The 23228-nt window shown below is 64.8% G+C and carries 23 protein-coding genes; 6 read left to right on the top strand and 17 right to left on the bottom strand.

The genetic code is table 11. The annotated features are described in order from the left end of the window. The first annotated feature begins 26 nt into the window (after positions 1–26). The 3 genes from AB4068_RS06125 (at position 27) to AB4068_RS06115 (ending at position 2569) form a co-directional block, all read left to right on the top strand. Positions 27–407: a MarR family winged helix-turn-helix transcriptional regulator gene (locus AB4068_RS06125; RefSeq protein WP_306963252.1), complete on the top strand. Its 381-nt coding sequence runs from the start codon at positions 27–29 to the stop codon at positions 405–407. Positions 408–538: 131 nt separating this feature from the next. Beyond that, the gene (locus AB4068_RS06120) at positions 539–1987 is read left to right on the top strand and encodes a peptidoglycan DD-metalloendopeptidase family protein (protein ID WP_441432928.1); all 1449 of its coding nucleotides are present in this window, start codon (positions 539–541) and stop codon (positions 1985–1987) included. 96 nt (positions 1988–2083) lie between these two features. Next, on the top strand, positions 2084–2569 hold the full coding sequence (locus AB4068_RS06115; RefSeq protein WP_306963255.1) for a glutathione peroxidase: 486 nt from the start codon (positions 2084–2086) through the stop codon (positions 2567–2569). On the opposite strand, the gene AB4068_RS06110 is transcribed toward AB4068_RS06115, so the two are convergent. From AB4068_RS06110 to AB4068_RS06100, 3 genes are read right to left on the bottom strand one after another with little or no spacing between them, the layout of a single operon-like run. After that, complete coding sequence (locus AB4068_RS06110; RefSeq protein ID WP_441432927.1) at positions 2566–4251, bottom strand: amidohydrolase; 1686 nt, start codon at positions 4249–4251, stop codon at positions 2566–2568. The two genes, AB4068_RS06115 and AB4068_RS06110, sit on opposite strands and share 4 nt — an antisense overlap. A 49-nt stretch (positions 4252–4300) precedes the next feature. Continuing rightward, a complete protein-coding gene (locus AB4068_RS06105; protein ID WP_441432926.1) occupies positions 4301–4939 on the bottom strand; it encodes a TetR/AcrR family transcriptional regulator in 639 nt (212 codons plus the stop codon). Positions 4940–4961: 22 nt separating this feature from the next. Beyond that, on the bottom strand, positions 4962–6434 hold the full coding sequence (locus tag AB4068_RS06100) for an APC family permease (protein ID WP_441432925.1): 1473 nt from the start codon (positions 6432–6434) through the stop codon (positions 4962–4964). A 337-nt stretch (positions 6435–6771) separates the two neighbouring features. On the opposite strand from AB4068_RS06100, the gene AB4068_RS06095 reads away from it, so the two are divergent. Beyond that, positions 6772–7713, top strand: coding sequence for a phosphodiesterase (locus AB4068_RS06095; protein WP_284988656.1), 942 nt, complete (start codon positions 6772–6774; stop codon positions 7711–7713). Positions 7714–7726: 13 nt separating this feature from the next. On the opposite strand, the gene AB4068_RS06090 is transcribed toward AB4068_RS06095, so the two are convergent. From AB4068_RS06090 to AB4068_RS06080, 3 genes are read right to left on the bottom strand one after another with little or no spacing between them, the layout of a single operon-like run. After that, positions 7727–9268, bottom strand: a complete 1542-nt coding sequence (locus AB4068_RS06090) for a DUF2142 domain-containing protein (RefSeq protein ID WP_441432924.1) — start codon at positions 9266–9268, stop codon at positions 7727–7729. A 45-nt stretch (positions 9269–9313) separates the two neighbouring features. Next, on the bottom strand, positions 9314–10897 hold the full coding sequence (locus tag AB4068_RS06085; protein WP_332602463.1) for a stealth family protein: 1584 nt from the start codon (positions 10895–10897) through the stop codon (positions 9314–9316). Positions 10898–10949: 52 nt separating this feature from the next. Further along, positions 10950–11858, bottom strand: coding sequence for a hypothetical protein (locus AB4068_RS06080; RefSeq protein WP_307052855.1), 909 nt, complete (start codon positions 11856–11858; stop codon positions 10950–10952). A gap of 170 nt (positions 11859–12028) precedes the next feature. Between AB4068_RS06080 and AB4068_RS06075 the strand changes: the two genes are divergently transcribed. Further along, positions 12029–12328, top strand: a complete 300-nt coding sequence (locus AB4068_RS06075; RefSeq protein ID WP_059388531.1) for a type II toxin-antitoxin system VapB family antitoxin — start codon at positions 12029–12031, stop codon at positions 12326–12328. Further along, positions 12321–13055 (top strand): LytR C-terminal domain-containing protein, encoded by a 735-nt coding sequence (locus tag AB4068_RS06070; RefSeq protein WP_441432923.1) that lies wholly within the window; start codon positions 12321–12323, stop codon positions 13053–13055. The genes AB4068_RS06075 and AB4068_RS06070 overlap by 8 nt, the downstream gene beginning before the upstream one ends. A gap of 39 nt (positions 13056–13094) precedes the next feature. Here AB4068_RS06070 and AB4068_RS06065 read toward each other — a convergent pair whose 3' ends face one another. The 11 genes from AB4068_RS06065 to AB4068_RS06015 form a co-directional block, all read right to left on the bottom strand. Then, the gene (locus tag AB4068_RS06065; protein ID WP_059388533.1) at positions 13095–13736 is read right to left on the bottom strand and encodes a TetR/AcrR family transcriptional regulator; all 642 of its coding nucleotides are present in this window, start codon (positions 13734–13736) and stop codon (positions 13095–13097) included. Positions 13737–13851: 115 nt separating this feature from the next. Beyond that, on the bottom strand, positions 13852–14550 hold the full coding sequence (locus AB4068_RS06060; protein WP_307052940.1) for a DsbA family oxidoreductase: 699 nt from the start codon (positions 14548–14550) through the stop codon (positions 13852–13854). Between the two features lie 203 nt (positions 14551–14753). Next, positions 14754–15284: a GNAT family N-acetyltransferase gene (locus AB4068_RS06055; RefSeq protein WP_441432922.1), complete on the bottom strand. Its 531-nt coding sequence runs from the start codon at positions 15282–15284 to the stop codon at positions 14754–14756. 122 nt (positions 15285–15406) lie between these two features. Continuing rightward, positions 15407–16741 (bottom strand): MFS transporter, encoded by a 1335-nt coding sequence (locus AB4068_RS06050; protein ID WP_441432921.1) that lies wholly within the window; start codon positions 16739–16741, stop codon positions 15407–15409. 115 nt (positions 16742–16856) lie between these two features. Continuing rightward, complete coding sequence (locus AB4068_RS06045) at positions 16857–17330, bottom strand: heme-degrading domain-containing protein (RefSeq protein WP_284988664.1); 474 nt, start codon at positions 17328–17330, stop codon at positions 16857–16859. Between the two features lie 11 nt (positions 17331–17341). Then, a complete protein-coding gene (locus AB4068_RS06040; RefSeq protein WP_441432920.1) occupies positions 17342–18226 on the bottom strand; it encodes a TolB family protein in 885 nt (294 codons plus the stop codon). Then, positions 18223–19092: a 3-keto-disaccharide hydrolase gene (locus AB4068_RS06035; protein ID WP_441432919.1), complete on the bottom strand. Its 870-nt coding sequence runs from the start codon at positions 19090–19092 to the stop codon at positions 18223–18225. Before AB4068_RS06035 ends, AB4068_RS06040 begins: the two co-directional genes overlap by 4 nt. Positions 19093–19104: 12 nt before the next feature. After that, positions 19105–20103, bottom strand: a complete 999-nt coding sequence (locus AB4068_RS06030; protein WP_307052849.1) for a sugar phosphate isomerase/epimerase family protein — start codon at positions 20101–20103, stop codon at positions 19105–19107. 47 nt (positions 20104–20150) lie between these two features. Further along, positions 20151–21335: a Gfo/Idh/MocA family protein gene (locus AB4068_RS06025; RefSeq protein ID WP_441432918.1), complete on the bottom strand. Its 1185-nt coding sequence runs from the start codon at positions 21333–21335 to the stop codon at positions 20151–20153. Positions 21336–21344: 9 nt separating this feature from the next. Continuing rightward, positions 21345–22481: a Gfo/Idh/MocA family protein gene (locus AB4068_RS06020; RefSeq protein ID WP_306963269.1), complete on the bottom strand. Its 1137-nt coding sequence runs from the start codon at positions 22479–22481 to the stop codon at positions 21345–21347. Then, positions 22478–23227, bottom strand: coding sequence for a sugar phosphate isomerase/epimerase family protein (locus AB4068_RS06015; RefSeq protein WP_441432917.1), 750 nt, complete (start codon positions 23225–23227; stop codon positions 22478–22480). Before AB4068_RS06015 ends, AB4068_RS06020 begins: the two co-directional genes overlap by 4 nt. Position 23228: the final 1 nt, after the last annotated feature.

Raw genomic sequence — 23228 nt, 5'->3', positions numbered from 1 at the left:
TTTGGGGTTTCGACTAGAATCGGGCCATGGCAACAACGCAGGATCGCCAGCTGGTTGAGCAATGGCGCAGCATCCAGAACTCGTACTTCCGCACCGCGGCCGCGATCGACCGCGCCCTCGAAGCCAAGTTCGACATCGGCCTGAACGAGTTCGAAATCCTCGATCTTGTTGCCGAAAGTGTTGACTCTGCCTGCCGAATGAAGGCGCTGGGCGAGCGGACTCCCATGACCCAGAGCGCTGTCTCCAAGGTTGTTGACCGCTTGGAGAAAGCCGGACTCGTGTCCCGCGTGACCTGCGCGGATGACCGCCGCTCGCTGTACCTCGAACTGACCGACGCCGGGCGCACGCTGCATTCGGATGCCGCCGTCGAGCACCGCGCCCTGCTTAAAGCGAACCTCGGCGAGTAGCCCGCCACGGTCCGGCGAGTGTTTCGCGGACCGGCCAAGTATGAAGTCGAGTGTTCCCATTCGATTTCGCAACGGCCACAATGGGACAAGCGCGCCCGTACTGGGGATGAGCGCCCGTCTCAGGAGCCGCTGTGGGAAAGCATCATGAGTCTGGCCAGGTCGTCGACCTGGTGCTCACAAGAAAATTCGGCCGGGTCCTCTCGGCGTGCTTCCTCGCTGTCGTGGTAATCCTCGCTTTCGGTTTCCAGGGCCCGGGTTTGGGCGGAGCGGCAAGCGATGGATCCCTGGCCACTGGCCAAGTCGAACCCGGAATGCTGCCCACCGATGGTGCCACCTCGAGCGCCCAGGAGACCGTGCCCCCAAGCCCGCCGTCGGCCCCGGTCCAGGCAGGTGACAAAGCCACGGTGTCTTTTGAACGCTCCCCGGTCCAAACCCTCGACAAGAACGGCGTTGGCACTCTCAATGTCTCGTCGAGTTCCCTCGACCGGCCGCCTGCCGGGAAACTCTACGCGCCGCTCGAAATGCTGCTTCCGAGCTCTCCCTTCGGGTTGAGGATCGATCCGTTCACCGGATTGCCGGGCGAGTTCCACTGGGGCCAGGATTTCGCCGCGGCTTGCGGCACGCTGGTCTACGCAGCCGACTCCGGCGTGGTCCGGGCCGTGGGTTGGCACCCCTGGGGCGGCGGCAATCGCGTGGAAATCGATCACGGCAACGGCCTTGTCACCACGTACAACCACCTGCAGGGCATTGCAGTGACCAAGGGGCAATCGGTCCGTGTGGGCGAAGTCATTGCCAGGGTGGGAACCACGGGTTCCTCGACCGGTTGCCACTTGCACTTCGAGACGATCCTCAACGGTGTCTATACCAACCCGATGAACTGGACGTTCCTGCCCACCAAGCAGGTGGATCCCCTCGGCGACATCCCGATGGTCAGCTACCAGCCAGGTTCCGCCACCGCGACCTCGGCCGGGTCTGTCTGGTCCATCCCCGGGGCCGTGCCGACCGACCCGGGAGCCGTACCCTCAAGGGAAGCGGTGACCGGCGGGGTGCAGGAAGCGAAGGTGGTGCCGACCGCGACACCGACGGCGTCACCCAGCGGCAGCCCGACGGCGTCACCCAGCGGGACGCCGACTGCGAGCCCGACGCCGAGTCCGACAGCGTCACCCAGCGGGACGCCGACTCCGAGCCCGACGCCGAGCCCGACGCCGAGCCCGACCGGGACGCCGACTGGCACCCCGACCGGGACGCCAACACCGACTCCGAGCGGCACTCCCACGCCAAGCAAGACACCGAGCGGCACCCCGAGCCCTACCTTGACGCAGGCTCCTACCGGGACGCAACCGCCCACGGTGACGCAGGGGCCGACAACGGTAGTCCCGCCTACCGTGACCGTACCGCCGCCGGTGGCGCCGACGTCGAGCCTTCCCGTTCCGGTGCCGAGCGTGACCCAGTCCGTGCCCACGCCGCCGGCACCCACCCAGCCCACGCCGCCGGCACCCACCCAGCCCACGCCGTCGGCGCCCAGTAGCCCCACGCCGTCGGTCACGGCAACTACCAAAACGGCGTCCCCCAAGCCGTAAGTCGTCGCATTCCTTGTAGCCTGTCCAAGCGCCCTGCCGCGCGTAGACTCGAAGGCGGCAGTTTGCCAAGGTTCCCCGTGGTAAGGAAGCGATTCAATGTCCCCGCTCTACAGCATCCCCCTGACGTTCAACGACGGCTCCCAGGCCGACTTCGGGCATTTCGAGGGCAAAGCCGTACTGGTTGTCAACGTGGCTTCGAAGTGTGGGTTCACGCGCCAGTACTCGGGACTGGAGGAGCTCTACGGCAAATACCGTGACCGTGGATTCGAGATTCTGGGCGTGCCGTGCAACCAGTTCGCCGGCCAGGAACAGGGTTCGGACGCCGAGATCGCGGACTTCTGCCAGCGCAATTTCGGCGTCTCGTTCCCGCTCGCGAGCAAGGCCAAGGTCCGCGGCAAGCAACAGCACCCCCTGTACGCCGAGCTGACCCGGACGGACGACGGCTCCAAACCGCAGAAGGTGAAGTGGAACTTCGAAAAGTTCCTCGTGAGCCGCGAAGGCGCGGTGCTCGCCCGCTTCCCGTCCGCCGTCGAGCCCGATTCCCAAGAGCTCATCGAGGCACTCGAAGAGGCCCTCGCCTAGGCTCCCTGGACGGAGTCCAGAGTGACTCCCGCCGTAAGCACCTGACGGCCGTCGACAACGACTTCACCGTCAACAACGGTCAGGATCACCGGCGTCTGCGCGAATTCGTCCGGCGCGGTGGTCAAAGGATTGTGCCGGACCACGGTCAGATCGGCGCGTGCCCCGATCTCTACGATTCCGCCCTCTTCACCGACAGACCTCCAATATTGGCTCGTGTAACCTTCGAGCGCGGCACGCGCGGACAGCGCCTGCCGGGGTTGGACGGGTTCGACGTCGGGCCGGCCGGCCGGGCGGCGCGTCTGGGCCGAGGCGATGATCGCCCGCGGGTCGAAGGGAGCGATGGGCCAGTCCGATCCGAGTGCGACGATGGCTCCGGCGTCGCGGAGATCGCGGGTCCGCCACGCGTGGTTGGCCCGTTCGCTGCCAAGCCTGCGGGACCAGTTGTCCGTGTGGTCAGCTCGGCTGTAGAGGGCGCAATGCGTCGGCTGCAGGCTGGTAGCGGCGCCCGCATTGATGATTTCCGCCAACACCGAATCCGGGATGGACTCGATGTGCTCGATCCGGTGGACCGTGCCGTTCTTGGGAAGGGCCCCGATGGTCCGGGCGACGAAGGACACCGCCTGATCGCCGATGGCGTGCGTCGTGGTGGGGATCCGGTGGTCGTGGAAGAACTTCATGGCCGCGGCGAGGGCTTCAGGATCGTGCCAGAGCGGGTGGAGGGATTCTCCGTGGGCGTCGGGCTCAAAGAGCCACGCCGTGCCGTTGTCGATGGTTCCATCCATCATGAGCTTGATGCCGTGAACGTGCCAGCGCCTTCCGTGCCTGCCCTGCATCGCGAGCATGGCCTTCAGGTCTTCCTCCGTGGCGCCGGGCATGACCCACGGGGAGATCCGCAGCCGGATGGCGAGCTCGCCTCGGCGCTCCAAGGCCTCCAGCACCTCCAAGGTGTCCGGGGCGCCGAAGTCCAGCATCTGGCCCGCCACCAGCCCGGATTCGGCCATGGAACGCAGGAGTTTCTCCAGCCCGTCGACGCGCTGCTCGAAGGAGAGCTCGGGAAGGACGCCGCGGACGAGCTCCTGGGCGGCCATTTCGTAGAGCATGCCGTTGGGCTTGCCGAGCTGGTCGACGCCGACATAGCCGGTGCTCGGCAGTTTCTCCGCTCCGGTGACCCCGGCGAGCTTGAGGGCGGCGTCGGAGACGAGCGAGGCATGGCCGTCGAACAGGGTGATGAACACGAGTTCGTCGTCGAGGATGCCGTCGAAGAGGGAGTTGTTGAAACCCGCATCCCCGAAAATGACAGGGTCGAGGCCCCAAGCGAACAACCAATCGGAGCCGACGGCGTGCGGCGTGGAAGCGGCATATCGCACGAGGGCGGCGCGGACGTCGTCGAGCTCGGTGATCCCGCCCAGGTCAAGGCCGCGGGCGATTTCCGCGCCGTGGATGGGATGGATGTGGGCGTCGATCAGGCCGGGGCAGACTGTTGCCTCGCCGACGTCGATCACCTGTTTGGCTCGTGCCGTCCATTCGGCGGCGGCGTTGGCTGTCTGCTCGCCGTCGGTGCGGCCGACGTGCGCAATCCTCCCATTCGAGACGGCGACGAAACCGGCGGTCTCAGTCAGCGCCTCACCGTGGAGGATGCTGGACGAGAAGATGACGAGATCGATGGGCTCGGGCGTGGTCAAGATATAACTCCTTGTTGTGTTCGGGTTTCCGACGCCGGCCCGGTGAGGATCAGTCGTCGTCGATGGCTGCCTTCAATCCTGCCGAGAGGACATCGGCCAGGAATGCGAAGCGGTCCACAGGGTGCTCTGCCACGGCCTTCTTTGCCGCGAACAGATGGGGATAAGTGCCTTCTTCCTCTTCGTTGATGCTCCATGCGGATTCCATCGTCATTGCGTCGAGGCTCGCGCCGATCGCTGCGCTGTCGAGGGTTTCCAGTGCGGGAATGATGAGATGCCGTGGCGCCCCCGCGATCTCAAACGCTTCGACGTACTGGTCGTAGCGCTCCAAGGCTGCCGGGTGTGACACCGGCTGCGTGAGCAGGAGGGGAAGGAGCGCCGGTACCAGGCTGTACGCCTTGCGGAGGGCGTCGAAGATCTCGCGGATGACGTCGTCGAGGCTGCCGGACGGCAACTCGGGCATCGGAGCTCTGTCTACGAGCGCGCCACGGGCCAGTTCGATGATCTCCTGCCGACCCGTGACGTGCTTGTAGAAAGATGACTGCCTGACGCCCAGGCGTTCCGCGAGCCGAGGGATCGAGAGGCTCTCTTCCTTTTCGAACATCTCAAGTGCCGCGCGGCCGATCGCCTTCCGTGAGAGCCTCGGTGTCCGGGGCCGTCCTAGCTGGCTGGTTTTGCTCGGAGTCTGCATCCCTCAAGACTAGGCTCCGGGATCACTCGGCGTGTCCGATCCGCCGGTATGCGGCCGGGTTGACCTTGCGCAGCACGAGGGCCAGTACGGTTCCGGCGGCAAACAAGAGCGGTGCGAAAACGAGGAGCGTCGTGTTGACGGGGTCCCCGGCCGGAAGGCCGGTGATCAGTTGGGCATTGTTGGCCATCAGGTAGATGACTACGCACATGATGATCGTGGCTGCCACGGCAGAAGGCACGACGTACCAGCGAAGGCCATGGTCCTTGAGTCGCGTGAAGAAGACCACGACCCCGACGCCGGTGAGTGCCTGCAGGAGGAGGACGCCGATCACTCCCGGGGTGTTCGTCCAGATCAGGAACTGGGTGAAGGGGTCCAGTTGGAAGAGGGCCGCGCCGATCACGAGGGCGAGCGCGAGGAGGGTCTGGTCGAAGCCCGCCACGGACGGCGTGCGATATCGAGGGCTGATCCGGCCCGAGCGCTTCGGGAAGATGCCCTCGCGGCTCAAGGACAACGTGTAGCGGTTGATGGTGTTGTGGAAGGAGAGCTGGGCCGCGAAGATGCTGGTAACGATCAACACGCTCATGAGGTTCACGCACCAGCCGCCCGCGAAGTTGCCCGCTGCGATGTAGGCGGTGTCTCCGGCGTCGAGGTGGCCGGCGGCAAAGGCCTGGACGGCGTCCGCTCCGAAGGCCTGGACGATGATCCAGACGGCGAAGGCGTAGAACGCCCCGATGAAGGCGATGGAGATATAGGTGGCACGGGGGACACTGCGGTCCGGGTCGCGGGCCTCTTCCCGGTACAGGGCTCCGGATTCAAATCCCATGAAGGCGGAGAAACCCAGGCCCAGGACGGCGGCGAACTGCGGGGAGAAGATGGCCTGCGGGCTGAATGATTCAAAGCTGATGCCGTGTGCGCCGCCTTGGGCCAGGACGAACGCGGCGACGATGGCGACGATCAGGGTTTCGAGGGTGAGCAGGACGGCGAGGACCCTGGCGCCGACGTCGATTCCGCGCCAGCCCAGGTACCAGACGGCACCGATTGAGACGATCGCGTAGAGCCACCAGGGAAGTTCCACGCCGGTGAAGGATTTGACGGCGAGGTTGGCTTGGATGCCCAGTAGTCCGTAGAGGCCGATTTGCAGGCCGTTGTAGCTCATCCAGGCGGTGAGGCCGGAGCCGAGGCCAACCACGCGGCCGAGGGTTTTCGAGATGTAGCCATAAAAGCCGCTGTAGGACCGGACATGGCGGGTGAGCGCCATGAAACCGATGGCGAACAGGCCCAGGCCGATAGCCGCGGCAATGTAGATGGCGGGCGCACCGACGCCGCCCACAGCGAGGGCGAGCGGGGCGATCCCGACGACGATGGTCAGCGGAGCGGCCGCTGACACCAACATGAACACAATGTCGCGTGTGCCGATTGCGTTCTTCTTCAATCCGCCGTCAACGCTGACGGTCGCGGACGGCACGAGCGCCGTCTCTTCTTTAGTGAAAGCCATTCGCTTATTGTGAGGGGAGGCACAGGTTCGAGTCAAGGGGGTCTGTTTCGGAGCTCGCTTCCAACCGGCGCCAAAACACCGACGCCCGCTCACCTATGTGGTCTTTTGGGCGGACGCTCGCTCATTTTTGGTGAGCGAGCGTCGGGTGGAATGTGGCTAAAGGTGAGCGAGCGTCGTCGAAAATCGCCCTAAAAGTGAGCGGGGATCGCAGGGGGAGCCCCAGTAATTTTCCAACATTCCGACGGTAAGTTACCCTGCGTTAGCCTTTTGTCTGGTTGGATTGGGTTTATTGGGGCAGACACTGGAGGCGCCGTCTCCTACCGACCCGAAGGTAGTAATGGAGCTCATCGAGGCCGAGCACCCGCGGCCAGGACACGTACTTCTGCACCTTAGCGACTCCCATCTGTTGGGTGGGCCGGAACCCCTCTACGGCGCCGTCGACAGCGAAGCCCATCTCAGGCAACTCTTTTCGGAAGTACACGCGTCAAAGGTCCGTCCCGACGCCGTGATCTTCACCGGTGACCTCGCCGATCAGGGTGAGCCGGGCGCCTACGCCAAACTCCGGTCGATCGTCGAGCCTGCCTGTCGAGAGATGGGAGCGCGGGTGATCTGGGCGATGGGAAACCACGACGACCGGGCGAATTTCCGTGCTGGCCTCTTCGACCAGAGCGACAATGACGCTCCGGTGGATCACAGCTACTTCGTCAACGGGCTGCGGATCATCACGCTGGATACCTCCGTGCCCGGCTTCCATCACGGTGAGCTGAGCCAGAGCCAGCTCGACTGGTTGGAATCGGAGCTCGCGACGCCGGCTCCGGACGGAACGATCCTTGCCCTCCACCACCCTCCGGTCCCGAGCGTCCTCGACCTATCCATCCTGGTGGAGCTGCGCGGCCAAGCGGCACTGGCCGACGTCGTACGCAATTCGGATATCCGTTCCATCCTGGGCGGCCACCTGCACTACTCCACCATGGCCATGTTCGCGGGCGTCCCGGTATCGGTGGCTTCCGCGAGCTGCTACACGCAGGACCTCAATGTTCCGCAGGGCGGCACCCGAGGCCGGGACGGTGCCCAGGCATTCAACCTGGTCCACGTTTACGAGCAGACGATCGTTCATTCGGTGGTGCCGCTGGGCAAATCGCCTACTGTCGGTGAGTACGTCAGCCCGGAAGCTACGAGGCGGCGGCTCGCCCAAGCAGGCATCCGGATTCCCCAGCGAGCCACGCACGAACGCGGTTCCATGGCCGATGCGAAGCATCCGGAGATGACCCGACGCTAGGGGCAGCTGGTCTCTACACGTTCGATGCCCGGACTTCCATTGGCGTGGTGCTCGGCGCCGGGCTTACTGGATTCCGGGCCGTCATGGTGCGGTAAAGAAGAACGGCTCCCACGAACAAGACAGCCAGGTAGGCCACAGTAAGGGGAATCCATCCAAACGGCGGCTGCCACTGGGGCGCCGTCAGCATGTCCCGCCAGTTGGACTCGTCATGGAGACCAATGACGTACCGGCGCATTCCATAGATAAAGCTGTAGAAATGGCCAAATACCAGGATAGCGAGCACTACCGATAGCGCCCGTCGTCCTGTGCGGCGGAAGTCGATATCGAAAGAGCGCATTGCAACCCCGCATGCAGTGATCATCACGGCCACAAGCGCCAGGATGTACCGACCCTGCCAGATAATTCCTACCTCCTTCGCAAGGGGAATCTGTAGCACCGGAGGGAGGACGATGATCGCAGCCACCAGGAAAGCGATGGTCAGCCGCGCTGAACGGCTGGGCACGGACAATGCTGCCACGATCACCCCGATGATCAGCGCCGCCCAGACAGTGAGCACCCCGCTTGGCCCCAAAGTATCCAGCCAACCAAGGTAGGACACGTAACCGGCCGCGAAATCGAACGTCTTGTCCAGCATGATAGCGGCGATCCGGGCCGGTGATGTCTCGATCCCCGCGCCCATGAGGCTTTGCAGGCTATCCGCGCTCTTGAGCCAAAGCACGGCGAGCCCGCACGCGACGGCGACCACGAATGCCATCGCCTGCACAAATCGCAGACGCAACACGGAAACGAGCGGACGAAGCCCGAACATCAAGAGTGACGCCGCCACGGCCAAGGCGAGCCAAAGAAGTGAGGCAGCCCGGGTGTTGGCCAGGACAGCAGCTGAAATCGCCGCAGCGGCAAGGGGTAGCCGCCAATGAGCGCCGGAGGCGATTCTCTCCCACGACAAACACAGTGCGCTGAACACAGCCATCGACGCGGCGATTTCCAGTGAATTGGGGTTCACCCCTCCGGACAGGAACAAAACCATGGGGGTCACGGCTATCGACCCGACAAACAATGGCAGTTTCCAGCGTTGAAGGCTCGCCAAAGCAGTCAGGGCAACAGCAAGGAAGGCAACGCTGAGAAGACCGCCAACGATCCGCATGGCGTAGATGGCCTTGGCGCCGGTAAGGAACAGGCTCGGAAGCCCAGCCACCGCGTAGTACATCGGGTTGTAGTTTCCCGCGCTGGTGTATGCCTTCAGCTCTGAGACGTCATCTGACAGCGTAGGGCTGCAACCGGCGGACACCGCCGGATTCCAAGCGAAGCAAGTTTGGAGTCCATCCACCGTTCCCACGAACGCAGGGACGAGCACCTGGGCCCGATCACCTTGATTCGCGCCAGGTTCCCCTCGCAACTGCCCTCGAACAACGGCCCCTGCCTTCACGGTGTGAGCTGGTTCGTCCGGCACGGACATAAGGGGGCTTGCCAGTGCCCAGATCGAGGTGAGGAGCCCAAGAATGGCGAATATTGCGAGAAAGCGTAGGAACCAACGGGGAAGGCTGAGGGGGTTCAATAGACATGTCTGTTCGTTGATCGGGTGCGGAGATTCACAGCTACTTTACTTCTCCCACGGCGCCTTGACCGGGAAGTACTTCTCCATGAAGTCCGTCACGAGTCCGGCCCTTTCGTCGGCAGCCACCTCGGGGAAGCTGCCATCGTTGAGGCAGAAGAAGTCCACATTGCGTTTGGCGAGCAAAGTGGGCAGGTAGTGCAGCCCGGACCACAGGGTTGTGTCCACATACCTGACCTTGGCTGCCGTCTGCGTCACTGCCCGGCCGGTGAGCAACGAGTAGTAGTGGTAAAACGAGTTGGTCACCGAGATGTTGTCCGCCGCACGGAATCTGCTGGCCGCCGTCTTGGCGAATTCGGCGGGAAACTCCCGCTCCATCTCTGCGATTACGCTGCGGCGGAGGGGCGCGGCAGTGTGTTCCAAGTGGCGCGTGGTGATGCGCCCGAACCGTTCCCAGAGAAGCTTCCTGTTGACGCGGGCCGCGTTCTCGAAGCCGCTGCGCTCGGCGTCGTTCTCTCCCAATCCGATCCGGGTGGAGGCTTCGATGAACTTGGTGATTCCGCCGGGAGTGAAGAACATGTCCGGTGCTACGGGCCGGCCGAAGAACATGTCGTCGTTGGAATACAGGAAATGCTCGGAAAGGCCATCAATGTGGTGCAACTGGGATTCCACGGCCTGGGAATTGTGGGTGGGCAGCACTGTGGGGTCCTTGAAGAACTCCTCGCTGCGCATGATCCTGACGCTCGGGTGCTCTGCCAGCCACTCCGGCGCGGGAGAGTCCGTGGCGATGTAGATCCGGCGAATCCAGGGCGCATACATGTACACGGAGCGCAGGGCATATTTGAGTTCGTTGATCTGGCGGAAACGGGCTTCGTGCGCGTCGCCCTCGCCCACCACAGCGTCTTTCATCTGCTCGCGGCGGGCCGCGATGTATGCGGGATCGTTTCCGTCCACCCATGAAAAGACGATGTCGACGTCGAAGTCGATGTCGCTCGCGTGGTCCGCGAACATGTTCTCGATGGTCGGCCAGCTCAGCCCGTGGCGTTCCACCGTGCCCCGGACAGCGTCCTGGCGTAGCATGGTCCGCCGGGTCAGGGAGTTCTCCACCGGCAACACGAGTTGTTCGCCGTCGAACTCCCACAGTTCCAGTTGCACGCCCAGCGATGGACCGTATGTCAGCCCGCCCCCGGGTTCCACGCGGGGACGGAAGAGCCGGAAGATCCTGGCCTTCCGGTTGTTCGAGAGCTCGCCGTCGGCCACCAGCAACGTGGATTTCTTCCGCGCGTCGACGGCCATGGAGTAAAACGGCTCGTTCCGGAAAGCCGAGACCAAAGCCTGGCGCAGTTTCTTCCGGAGCTTCCAATCGACGGCGATCACGGGCCGGTGGTCGTTGCCGCGGACCAGGATGAAGTCCAGCCCCGCCGCGTCCAGCGCGGCGCGGATCACGAGAAGGTCTTCGACCATCACCTGCTGCGGAGTGCGGTTCTGGTTCAGCAAGCTGTAGCGGCCGCGATGGCGGACGACGTCGGGACGGTGCTTGAGGCGCGCCTCGACTGCGGGCGACGTCGGTTCGGGAACGACCGCATCGTCGTCGGACGGGGGGCTACCGAAGTAGATTGCTTGCTGGTCCATGTCTGTGATGGCTTTTCTCCGAAAGGTTGTGGTTCGCGCGGGCTTGGTGGACCTAGCCCACCAAGGCTTCGCGCCAACTGCGCAGGAATGCGCCTCCGGCGTCGTCGTGAATGACGTCGTCGCCCAGGCCGAGGTCTGTGGCTGTAAGAACATCGTAGGGCTTGTTTGGCACGCCGTCGGCGGGCCGGACGTCGACGTGCTTGACGCTGTGGTCATTGTGGTGGAGCCAATCCGCCATGGCGTAGTCCGTGCGCGAATCGCCCACTGTCCGCCAGGCCTGCGGGGTGATGCCCTGGGCGGCGAGGAGCTCCACCGCGCGGCTCGCGCCGAGATCCTTGCCGAGCCGGATGGACTCGATGTCGGTGGAGATGATGGTGGGATCCAGGCGGTAGTCGGCGGCGTCGTCGGACTCTGGCGCGTGGTGGTCCAGGAGCGCGGCGGAGAGCCCATGCCTGCCCATGAGTTCCAAGGCATCGGCGTCGAAGAGCTTCTGCTCGGCCAGGTAGTCGTCGCTTGAAACGTCCAGATGCTGTTCCACTGAGACCATGGCGCGCTTTGTCTCATCGAAGAACATGTGCGTCGCATAGTCCTCTGCCACCATGCGGCGGACGTCATCGCCGTAGGCCTTCGGGACAGCTAGGTCATGATCCACATGGATGGGTCCTGGGCCGCCCGAGGTGTAGCTGAACCACACAGCGCCCTTTTCGCAGATCGCGTGGACCACCGTTCCCGCAGGCATTCCGGCGGCGATCATGGGTGCCATGACCTGCTCGCGGATGAAAGCGTCTGAGCGGCCGGTGTTGAAAATAACGGGGATGCCTGCGGATGCCAAGCCCACGAGGTCGGCGATGATTTCCGGCTTCACGTCGCGCGTCACGGGACTCGCGACGGGGCCGTCGACGTCGAGGAGGAGTGCGAGGGCGGGAGCAGCCGGGTGCGTGCCTGGCATTGAAGCAGTCATGATCCCATTCTGTCAGTCCGCCGTGATGACGGCAGCGCTGTGACGGTCGACGGCGGGAGGCGGCAACGATTCAGCGCGCACCGCCCGTCAACGGTTACCTTTTGGCCACAACCTTGGTGACCGACTTCTCACAAGTTCCCTTGGAGGCCTTACTTCTTTAGGCTTGCAAAGTGATATTCAAAGCTGTGGGCGAGGGACGCCCGTACCCCGACCATGGTTTTTCCACGCCCAAGGACTGGGCCTCGCTGCCGCCCCGTCCTGTCCGGCTCGACGAACTTGTCACCACCAAACGCACGCTTGACCTGGAAGCACTGTTGGCTGAGGATTCAACGTTCTTCGGCGACCTTTTCCCGCATGTTGTGCAGTACCAAGGCCTGCTGTACCTCGAAGACGGACTCCACCGTGCTGTCCGCACCGCGCTCCACCAGCGCACGGCCATCCACGCCCGGGTACTGGTGATAGATGGTTAACGAAACAATCCCGGAGGAGCAGGTGGCAGTGCCCGAAAATGCGGATCCGAGGAAGCGCCGGAAACGTCCCGGTCGTCAGAAAGACCCGACGAGTCTGCACGGTCATCGCGTTGTCACAGGGCCGGAGCTTCGGGCAACTTTTGCCGATGCTCCGGGACCCGAGAGCCACCCGGGGTGGTTCAGCCGCCGCCTCCTGCATGGGATCGTGCTCGCGCTGCTGGTCGGACTGGTGGTTGCCGGACTCGTGGGCGCCTGGGCAGTCATCAACGGCGTGATTCGATTCCCCTCCGCCGTTGCAAGCCCGGCGCCGGCGGCGGTATGTCCCGCTACTGTTTTCGACTACACGCCCAATAACAAGATCAGCGTGAATATCTACAACGCCGCCGGCAGGGCCGGTCTGGCCAAGAACGTCGCGGACCAGTTGAAGGCCCGGGGCTACAACGTTGGCAGGGTCGATAACTCCACCACCAGCTACAACGGCCCGGCCATGGTTGTTTCGGGATCGGGCGGCCAAGCGGCGGCTTTCAACATCCAGAGGAACATCGCGGGCACCGACTACTTCCAAGACCAACGCACGGATGCCTCTGTGGACCTTATCCTCGCGCCCGGCTTCTCGGCGCTCGTGCCGCCGGAACTCGTGGACAATACCCCTGGCAAGCTCAGCTGTCCCCGCCTTGAGCAGCGGATCGCGGACAACGCCAAGCTGCCTGTGATGCCGACGCCTTAGCGTTGGCCTCCAGCGGAGAGGGCCAGCCCCGCGGCCGGGTCAGGCCAAGCGCGCGGGCCGGCCGTCGTCGTCGAACCTTGCTCCTGCGCCCAACTGGATAAACCGCACGGTCTGGACCAGCCGCTCTTCAAGCTCGTCCAGCTCCGTTCCGTTCGCCGCATTGCCGCGTGCCGCGCTGGAGGAAAGAGTTCCGTGGATGAGCCTGGCGAGCTGGCCGACGTCGGTGGGCGGGAGGTAGCCGGCGGCGATTCCGTCGCGCAGGATGTCCTGGAGCAGCAGGTTGAGTTCGCCCACGTGGTCTGCCAGTTTCGCGAAGGAAGCGGGGGAGAGGACGGCCGCCATCGCAGGACCCGGCGGGAGGTGCCGGCGGCTGAGGTCTTCCACTTGGGCGCGCACGTAGAGGGCCAGGCGGTCCACCGGGTTCTGCAGTGCGGCTAGCGATTCACGCAGGTCGCCCAAAAACCGCTCAGTCTCGTCCAGGGCGTACGCGATGAGGAGCTGTTCCATGTCGGCGTAGTAGTTGTACACCGCGGTCCGGCCGACTCCGGCGTGCCGGGCGACGTCGGTCATGGTCAAGCCGGGCAGGCCATGGGTGAAGAGCAGTTCACCGAAAGCTGTCAGGACCCGGCGTCGGGTTTCAGCGCGCTGCGCCGCATTGGTGGCGGCCGTAATCCTAGGCATACAGACACTTTACAGGGATCTGTCAGCAAAGTTGCGTGGGCGTGGCGCGAGCTGGCAGCAGGTGACCTCAAAATCGAGTGCATTGGTCATCAGCTGCCAGTTCGCGCGGGGGATCCTAGATCGCGCAACCGTCCGGGCCGCAGGTTTCGGCGTCGGCGCTGCCGACGGCGACCAGCGGATTCGCTTCCTGCCATGCCTGTGTGAGGGCCTGGGTGAAGACCTCCGAGGGCTGGGCTCCGGAGAGTCCGTACTTGCGGTCGATGACGAAGAACGGCACGCCAGTGACGCCGATCATCCGGGCTTCGGCGATGTCGCCGCGGACGTCCTCCGCGTACTTGTCGGTGCTGAACAACTCTGCGATTTCGGCTTCGGGCAGGCCCAAGTTGCTGCCGAGTTCGGCCAGGTATTCCTGGCTTCCGATGTCCTTGCCGTGTTCGAAATGGCCGCTCAGGAGCAGTTCCTTGGCTTCGTCCTGCTTGCCGTGAGCCGCCGCCAAGTGAATGAGGCGGTGTGCCGTGAAGCTGTTGGCCACCACGACGTCGTCGAAGCGGTAGTTGAGGCCCTCGCCCTTTGCCTGCAACGCCACGTGCTCGAACATCTGGCTGACCTGCCCCGGGTTCATGCCCTTGCGCTTGCTCAGGTAATCGAGCTCCGTGCCGTCGTAGTGCTCCGGGATGCTCGGATCCAACTGGTAGCTGCGCCACTGGATCTCGACCGAATCGCGGTGCGGGAATTCGGCGATGGCCCTTTCGAACCGGCGCTTTCCGATGTAGCACCAGGGGCAAGCGACGTCTGACCAGATCTCAATCTTCATGGTGGCGACAACCGGAAGCGGAGGCCGGGCATTCCCGGAATGGCCTGTTGGGCTGGTCACAGCCTGCGCGTTCACGACGCGCTAAATGGTGTGCGACGCAGATACAGGCAGGCGCTACGCGAATTCCGGCCGCGTAAAACTGTTTGCGTGTCGCCGGGAATTTTGCGCGTCGCAGACCGGGCGGCTCAGGGGTCCCAGGTGTCCTAGACCGCCCGCTCCATCACGAAATCGTGTTCCACCGTATCGCCCAGGCGGAACGACTTGGTCCCGACCTTCGTGAACCCGCTCTTCTCATAGAAGCGGATGGCTTTGGCGTTCTGGCTGTTGACGCCTAGCCACACCCCGGCCGCACCTGAGCCGGCAGCGCGGTCCAAGGTGGCCTTCATGAGCTCCGCGGCAGCGCCAAGGCCGTGGTGTTCCGGATGCACATAGCACTTGCTCAGTTCCGTGGAGGGGGTGAGCGTCAGGGCTGTAGCGACGTCGGTATCGCTCGTGGGTCTGGCCACGAGCATGCTGTAGCCGCGGAGTTCCCCGGCGGCGTCGATGGCCAGGATGGTGGCGTCCGGATCGGCAAGGTATTCCGTGAACTTCTCCGCACTGAGCGTCCTGCGCAGGTGCGCGGCGATGTCTTCGGGCGAGGAGCCCGGCGGGCAGGCGAGCGGAAAGGTGACGGCGGCAAGCTCCGCCAGCCGTCCGGCGTCGTCCGCTGTTGCTTCACGGATGGTCTGGCTCATGCGGTCCTCCCTGGCAATCGGGCGCAGAAACGCCCCTCAAGACTGATCTTAAGGGGCGTTTCAGGAAAGAGTACGACGGCGGGGGCCAGCCGGGGCGTTCCGGTTGCGGGGCGTCGGGCTGCTTAGGCGCTGGCTTCCGCAAGCAGGCGAAGGTCCTCGTCCGGCTCGGGATCCCGGCCCAAGGCGAGGCCGATGATGGTGACCACGGCGGTGACGAGCAAGTATGCGGCGATCAAGATCCAGTTTCCGGTAGCGGCGTAGAGGGCCGTGAAGATCAACGGTGCCACCGCTCCACCCACGACGCCGGCCACCGTGTAGGCGAGGGAACTGCCGGCATAGCGGAGCCGGGCCGGGAATTGCTCTGTGATGAAGGCGGCCTGCGGTCCGTACATGAAGGCGTGCAGTCCGAGGCCGATCACGACGCCGACAGTCAGCACCAGGACGGAACGGGACTGGATCATGAGGAAGAACAGCGGAATGTACACGGCTGTGGCCGCGGCGGTGATGCCGTAGACGAGCCGGCGGTTGAAACGGTCCGTGACGGCTCCCGCGGCCGGGATCAGGAACAGTTGGAAGGCCGAGCCCACCAGGACTRCGCCCAGGACATTGCCGGTGGTCATGCCGAGTTCCTTAGTGGCGTAGACCGCGACAAAGACGGTGAACAAGGCGTACAACACGTCTGGGCAAATCCGGCACAAAGCGGCGGCGAGCAGGGGGCGGAACTGGGTGGTGAGGACTTCCTTGATGGGAGCCTTGGGCCGTTCGCCGGTGGCCTCGATGGCCTTGAACACCGGGGTTTCCTCGAGTTTGAGCCGGATGACCAGGCCAAAGGCAACCAGGATGGCCGAGCTGAGGAAGGCGACGCGCCAACCCCATGCAATGAAGGCGCCGTTGCTCATGACGGCGGCGAGGACGGCCAGGGCGCCATTGGCCAGCAGGTTGCCGGCGGGCGGACCGATTTGGGCTGCGGAAGACCAGAATCCGCGCTTGTTGGGATTTGCGTACTCGCTGGACAGCAGCACGGCGCCGCCCCATTCGCCGCCGACGCCGATGCCCTGGGCCAAGCGAAGGAGCACCAGGATGATCGTGGCCCCGATGCCGATGGTGTGGTAGTCCGGCAAAGCGCCGATGAGGACCGTGGCCGCGCCAATGAGGATGAGGGTGATGACCAGGACGTTCTTGCGTCCGATCTTGTCCCCGAGCCGGCCGAAGACAACCCCGCCAATGGGCCGGGCGAGGTAACCCACCGCGAAGGCCGAGAAGGACAACAGGAGGCCCGTGGTTTCGTCGTTCGTGGGGAAGAAGATCTTGGGGAAGACGAGCGCGGAGGCGACCGAGTAGATGGCGAAGTCGTAGTACTCCAGGGAGGTGCCTGTGACGCTGGCAATGAAGGCTTTGATGGCGCCTGCCGAGGGTTTGCTGCGCCTGGTTGGACTTGGCGAAGTGGTCGCGGACATGGTTCCTCCATGGAACGTTGGGCGGGCTTTGTGATCCCGATCTCAATCGGGGCCTACACCCAATGATGCATCACGCGGAGGAATTGTTCAACAATTTTTTGATAGGAGTTCCTGGTTAGGCTGCGAGATGTTGGCGGATCCCTTCGACAATCAGGTCATGATCCTCCTGCGATGAAAGGCCTGACGCAGTGACCGCCGCGACCACACCGACGCCGCGGACCCGAACGGGAAACGAGCCCCCTGTCACGGCATAGTCGGCGCCGAGCCACCCCGTGGCCACCGGATCGATACCGGCGGAGGACAACCGGGCTTCGACGAGTGCGCTGCTCGCTTCCATCCGCAAAACGAGAGCCGATTTCCGGGCGATCCACGATTCCTGGTCCGGTGTGATCCCGGGTAGCGCAGCGCGGAAAAGGATGAGCCCGGGGCGCCGGATGTCGATGCCGACCGCATGGCCGGCCGCCTGGGCCATGCCCGCGAGCCGCGAGCCGAGCCTCCACGCGTCTCCATGGTCGAACGAGGTGAAAACCAGCTCCTCTTCCTGGCGTTTGAGCGCTTCCAATGCTTCAAGGGCGGGGACGTCATTCATGGTGCCTCTTCTCAGAGATTGATGGGATAGGCAACAAAAGCAAACCGCTCCGAGTCGGGTGACCAGCTGTTGACGTTGAGGGTTCCCTGGCCGCCGAAGAGGGGCCAGGTGTGGAACGGCGTCGCCCAGTCACTCGTGGAAACAACGACGACGTCGACCGGCAAGTCGGCGGGATGGCCCACCGTCCCGCCGGGGAAGCGGATGTAGCTGGCCAGATGCCCGTCGGGTGAGAGGTGCGGGAACCAATCGACGGTGTCGCTTTCAAGCAGGCGCTCCGGCCCGCTTGCGTGGCTGGTCCGCACCCGGGCAAGCTGGGCGTGGCCCGGCTGGTCCGTGAAGGCTTCGGTATTGAAGTACAGCCAGTCCCCATCGGGCGAATACTCGGGACCATCGCAGTGGCCGTCGACGTCGATCGCGGTGGTCTGGCCGCCCCCTGCAGGAATCGTGATGAGCCGGCCCGGCTGCGTGAAGTCACCGGCTTCAATTCCGACGTAGGCCAGCGTCTTTCCGTCGGGGCTGACGCCGTGCAGAAAATGGAACCACCCGTCGTCGTCCGTGATCCTGGTGGCTTCCCCGCCGTCGAGGGCCGCGCGGTAGATGTGGCCGTCATTCGCCGAGAGGTAAATGGTGGCGCCACCGGGTGCGAGGACGTGGTCGTTATTGAGGTCCGGAATGCCAGTGACAGCTATCTTTTCGAGTCCGCCTGTGTCCAGTTCCCCGGAAAGATCCAACCGCCACAGCGCACCGTCTCCGTTGAGGATGAGGGCCCGGCCGTCGAGCGTCCAGTTCGGTGCCTCCAGCAGCAGATCTTCCGTGGCAAAGACGAGCTCGGAAGTGCCGCTGACAGAGGCGATCCATACTTCGCAGCGCTGGCCGGGTTGGAGGGTCCGTATCACTGTGAGCCCCCGCCGGAGCCGGCCGGGAGTTCCTTGATCCGGATGTTCCGCCACCGGCATTGCGCCCCGACACCCCAGCGGGCTTCGCCGAACATGGAGTCGTTGTCGTGGACTTCGAGGGCGATGTGCCCGCGGTCGCCCAGCACCTCGAAGACCGCGTCGGCGTCGTAATTGGGCGATTCCAGGGTGGCGGTATCGAGTTCGGCGATCTTGACGCCGTTGATCCAGGTGGTGATGACCGGCATGGCACCCACGCAGCGGATCCGTAATTCGTTCCAGTCGTCCCAGCGCCAGACTTTCAGGAAATCGTCGACGTCGGCCGCGTAGCTGAGCCGGTCGCGCTTCGCTTTCGTGACCGGTTCCACAGAGGTGGCCGGGTTGTCGGCAACAAGGCCGGTGGGCCGGCCGGCGTCGTCGCGGACGACGTCGATCGCGAACGGAACCGCCGAGAAACTCGCCAGTCCGTTGCCGAAGAAGCCGCCGATTCCGCCGGACGGGCGATGGTCCACGAGGACCTGGAACCCTTCCCAGCTGTCCCGTTGACGCCGGATCATCACGCCGGTATCCGCAGGCCAATCGGGGCGCATCTCAAGGAGCAATTCGAAGTCCCCGAACGCCTGGTCGCTGACCAGGTAGCCGCCGTAGCCGCTCCCGGGGGCGTCCTGCTCGCCGACAAGCACGCCGTCTTCAACCTTCCAGCGGGCAGGATGCTTCTCCGGTTCCACGGGGCGCTCAAGTCCCAGGCTATCGAAATGCTCAAGGACGCTCGGCCCGCCGGGATATACCGAACCGTAGATCCGAGGTGCGGCGTGCCATCCGGCCAGGCTGACGCCGTCGAACAGCGGGACGAACCCGTCATTGCTCACGTCGGACATCCCTTAGTCCTGGCTGAAGGCGGCGTCGAAGCTGGTTTGGGAGGGCGGGAAGTCGAACTTCTTGAGGGCGGCGAGGGCTTCGGGGGCGCCGTGGAGACGGTCCATGCCGGCGTCCTCCCATTCCACGGAGATCGGGCCGTTGTAGCCGATCGCGGCGAGGGCCCGGAAGGACGATTCCCAGGGGACGTCGCCGCGTCCGGCGGAGACGAAGTCCCAGCCGCGGCGGGGGTCGCCCCAGGGCAGGTGGGAGCCCAGGACGGTGTTCCGGCCGGTGGGGCGGAGCTTGGTGTCCTTGCAGTCCACGTGGTAGATCCGGTCCTTGAAGTCCCAGATGAAGGAGACCGGATCGATGCCTTGCCACATGAAGTGCGAGGGGTCCCAGTTCAGGCCGAACGCTTCCCGGTGCCCGATCGCTTCCAGGGTCCGGACGGTGGTCCAGTAGTCGTAGGCGATCTCGGAGGGGTGGACTTCGTGGGCGAAGCGGACGCCGCATTCGTCGAAGACGTCCAGGATGGGGTTCCAGCGGTCGGCGAAGTCTTGGTAGCCGGCCTCGATGACTTTCTCGGGGACGGGCGGGAACATCGCGACGTACTGCCAGATGGAGGAGCCGGTGAACCCGACGACGGTGTCCACCCCGAGTGCTTTGGCGAGGCGGGCGGTGTGTTTCATTTCCTCGGCGGCGCGTTGGCGGACGCCTTCGGGGTCCCCGTCGCCCCAGACCTTGGCCCCGACGATCGCCTGGTGGCGGAAGTCGATGGGGTCATCGCACACGGCCTGGCCCTTGAGGTGGTTGGAGATGGCCCAGACCTTGAGGTTGTATTTGTCCAGGATGGCGAGTTTGGACTCGACGTAGCCGGGTTCGTCCCAGCGCCAGGCGTCCAGGTGGTCCCCGGACACGGCGATTTCCAGGCCGTCATAGCCCCAGCCGGAGGCGAGCTTGGCGACATCCTCGAAGGGCAGGTCGGCCCACTGGCCGGTGAACAGGGTGTACGGGCGGGGCATGGGTTCTCCTTGGGAAAAGTTTCGGGGCGTGCTTCAGGCCAGGGCTATTAGTGGCCGGCGACCTGGATGATGGCGGACTTGGCGTCGGCGGATTCCTCGATGGCGGCCAGGACCTGCTGGACGGCGAGGCCTTCCTCGAACGACGGCGAGGGCGGCGTCCCGGCGTCGATGGCCACAAGGAAGTCACGGATTTCGTGGGTGAAGGTGTGCTCCCAGCCGATCACGTGGCCTTGCGGCCACCAGGCGTCCATGTAGGGGTGGTCGGGTTCGTTGACCAGGATCCGGCGGAAGCCCTGCTCCCGGACGGGCACGGTGGCGTCCATGAAACCGAGCTCGTTGATGGATTCCAGGTCGAACAGGAGCGAGCCCTTGTCGCCGTAGATTTCCATCGTGAGGGAGTTCTTCTTGCCCGTGGCCATGCGGGAGACTTCCACCGAGGCGACCGCCCCGGAGGCGAGGGTCAGCGTGGCCCAGGCGGCGTCGTCGACCGTGACGTGTTCCAGTCCGTCCGCGCCCGGGCGGCTGTCCACGAAAGTGTGCAGCCGGCCGGAGACCTCGGTGACGGTGTCCCCGAGGAGGAAGAGGACCTGGTCGATGGCGTGGGAGGCGATGTCACCCAGTGCCCCGGATCCGGCGGTTTCCTTGTTCAGCCGCCAGGTCATCGGGGATTCGGCGTCCACGAGCCAGTCCTGCAGGTAGGCGGCGCGGACGTGCCGGACGGTGCCGAGCCGGCCTTCCGCGATGAGCTCCTTCGCGAGGGCCAGGGCCGGGACGCGGCGGTAGTTGAAGCCGATCATGGACTGGATGCCGCGCGCGCGGGCGGCGCGCGCGGCGTCGGTCATCGCTTCGGCCTCGGCCAGGGTGTTCGCGAGGGGTTTTTCCACGAGCACGTGCTTGCCCGCTTCCAGTGCCGCGATGGCGATTTCGGCGTGCATCCAGCCCGGGGCGCAGATATCCACGATATGGATGTCATCGCGTTCGATCACCTGGCGCCAGTCCGTGGCGGACTCGCTCCACCCGTACCTGGCCGCGGCCTCGGCGACCTGTTCCGCGTCCCGGCCCACGAGCACTTTCTGCTCGAAGGCCGGGACGTCGAAGTAGCTGGCCACGTTCCGCCACGCATTGGAATGGGCCTTGCCCATGAACGCGTAGCCGATCGCGGCAACACCCAGGGTTGTCTTGCCCGGTTCGCCGTTCTGGGGGGTGGTGGGGGTAGGGGCGGAGCTGGTCATGAGGGATTCCTAGAGGGTGGCGGCCATCGGGTCCCAGTCCTCGGGGAGGGCCTGGGAGGTCACGGCGGAGCTGTCGACGCCTACAAAGGTGCCGGTTTCGGCGGACTCGGAAATGGAGACCAGGGTATCTACCACGTGGTAGGCCAGGGCTCCCTGGGCGCGGTGCGGGACACCGGCGCGCAGGGACCGGGCCATGTCCAGCACGCCCATCCCGCGGCCGTTGGCCGGTCCCGTCGCGGGAATGATTTCCGCTTCCTCGGCCCCGGCGCGCCAGAGCTTGAGGTCGCCGTCGAAGTAGTTCGGATCCGGCAGCTCGAGGGTGCCCTCGGTGCCGGTGATCTCCACGAAGCCCATCCGCAGGCGGGGGGATTCGAAGCTGAAGACACTGTGCGAGGACGCGCCCCCTTCGAACTGCAGCATGGCCGAGACGTGGGTGGGGACCTCGACGGGGAATTCCTCGCCGGCCTTGGGTCCGGAACCGACCACGCGGACGTCCTTGGCTTTGGATCCGACGGCGGCGACCTTGCGGACCGAGCCGAACGCTTGGACCAGGGCGGTGACATAGTACGGGCCCATGTCGAAGAGCGGGCCTGCGCCGTGGGCGAAGAGGAAGGACGGGTTCGGGTGCCAGGATTCGGGGCCGGGGGTCTGGAACATGGTCAGGGCGGTCAGCGGGGTGCCGATGTCGCCGCGTTCGATGATCCTTCGGGCGGTCTGCAGTCCGGCGCCCAGGAAGGTGTCCGGTGCGCAGCCCAGGCGGATCCCCGCGGCGTCGGCCGTCTTCAACAGGGCCAGCCCGGATTCGCGGTCCAGGGAGAACGGCTTCTCGGTCCAGACGTGCTTGCCGGCGTTCACGGCGGCCGTGGCCACCTCGACGTGCGCGGCCGGGATGGTTAGGTTGACGATGATCTCGACGTCGGGATGGTTGAGCGCCAGCTCCGGCGAACCGAACTCGGGGATGCCGTATTCCTTGGCCCGTGCCTCCGCGGCTTCCTCGAACAGGTCCGCGATGACGTGGACCTTCAGGTCCGGGAAGACCGTCAGGTTGTCCAGGTAGGCCTTGCTGATGTTGCCCGCGCCGATGACGGCGACGCCAACGGGTCCCCGGCGGGCGGACGGGGTGGACTGGTGCGTTGCGGCGCTCATGCGTTCACGTCCTGTGCTGCGTTGTTCTGGAGGAAGGCGAGGCTCTGCGCGATGCCTTCGAAGATGTCGCCGGCGTAGTCGTCGAACTCGACGACGCCCACTTCGAGGGAGGTGGCGGCAGCAACGACGTCGAGCACCGGGATGGTGCCCTGGCCGGCAGGCTGCTGGGCCTTGGTGTCGGTGGTGCCGGGGCCGTCCTTGATGTGGATGAATTTCACGCGGTCACCGAGGCGGGCGAGCAGTTCCACCGGGTTCTGGCCACCGACGGATGCCCAGTAGGTGTCGACTTCCAGGACCAGTTCCGGGTCGAGGAGGCCTTCGAAGTACTCCAGGGCTGTCTGGCCCTCGATGATGGACTCCAGTTCCCAGGCGTGGTTGTGGTAGCCGACGCGGATGCCGTATTCGGCGCCCTTCTTGGCTGCGGCGTTGAGCTTGGCAGCGGTGGCCTGGATGTCTTCGGCGTTCTGCCAGTGTTCGGCAGGCAGGTACGGGTCGATGACCGTGGAGATGCCCAGTTCCTTGGCGGCGGCGAAGATCTCGTCCTGGTCCTGGCTCAGCAGCGGCGCGTGGCCGGACGGGGCCGTGAGGCCGTTCTCCTTCAACGCGGCGCCGAGCTCCTTCGCCGTGGCCACGAAATTGTAAGGTTCAACCTGCGTGTAACCGATCTCGGCAACCTTCTTGATGGTGCCCGGCAGGTCTTCCTGGATGGCATTGCGCAGGGTGTACAGCTGGATGGAGTAAGACATG

Source organism: Arthrobacter sp. 2RAF22 (assembly GCF_052115325.1).
Lineage (GTDB): Bacteria > Actinomycetota > Actinomycetes > Actinomycetales > Micrococcaceae > Arthrobacter.
The sequence above is the reverse complement of the archived record's forward strand: the minus strand, read 5'-3'. Positions and strand labels throughout refer to the sequence as shown.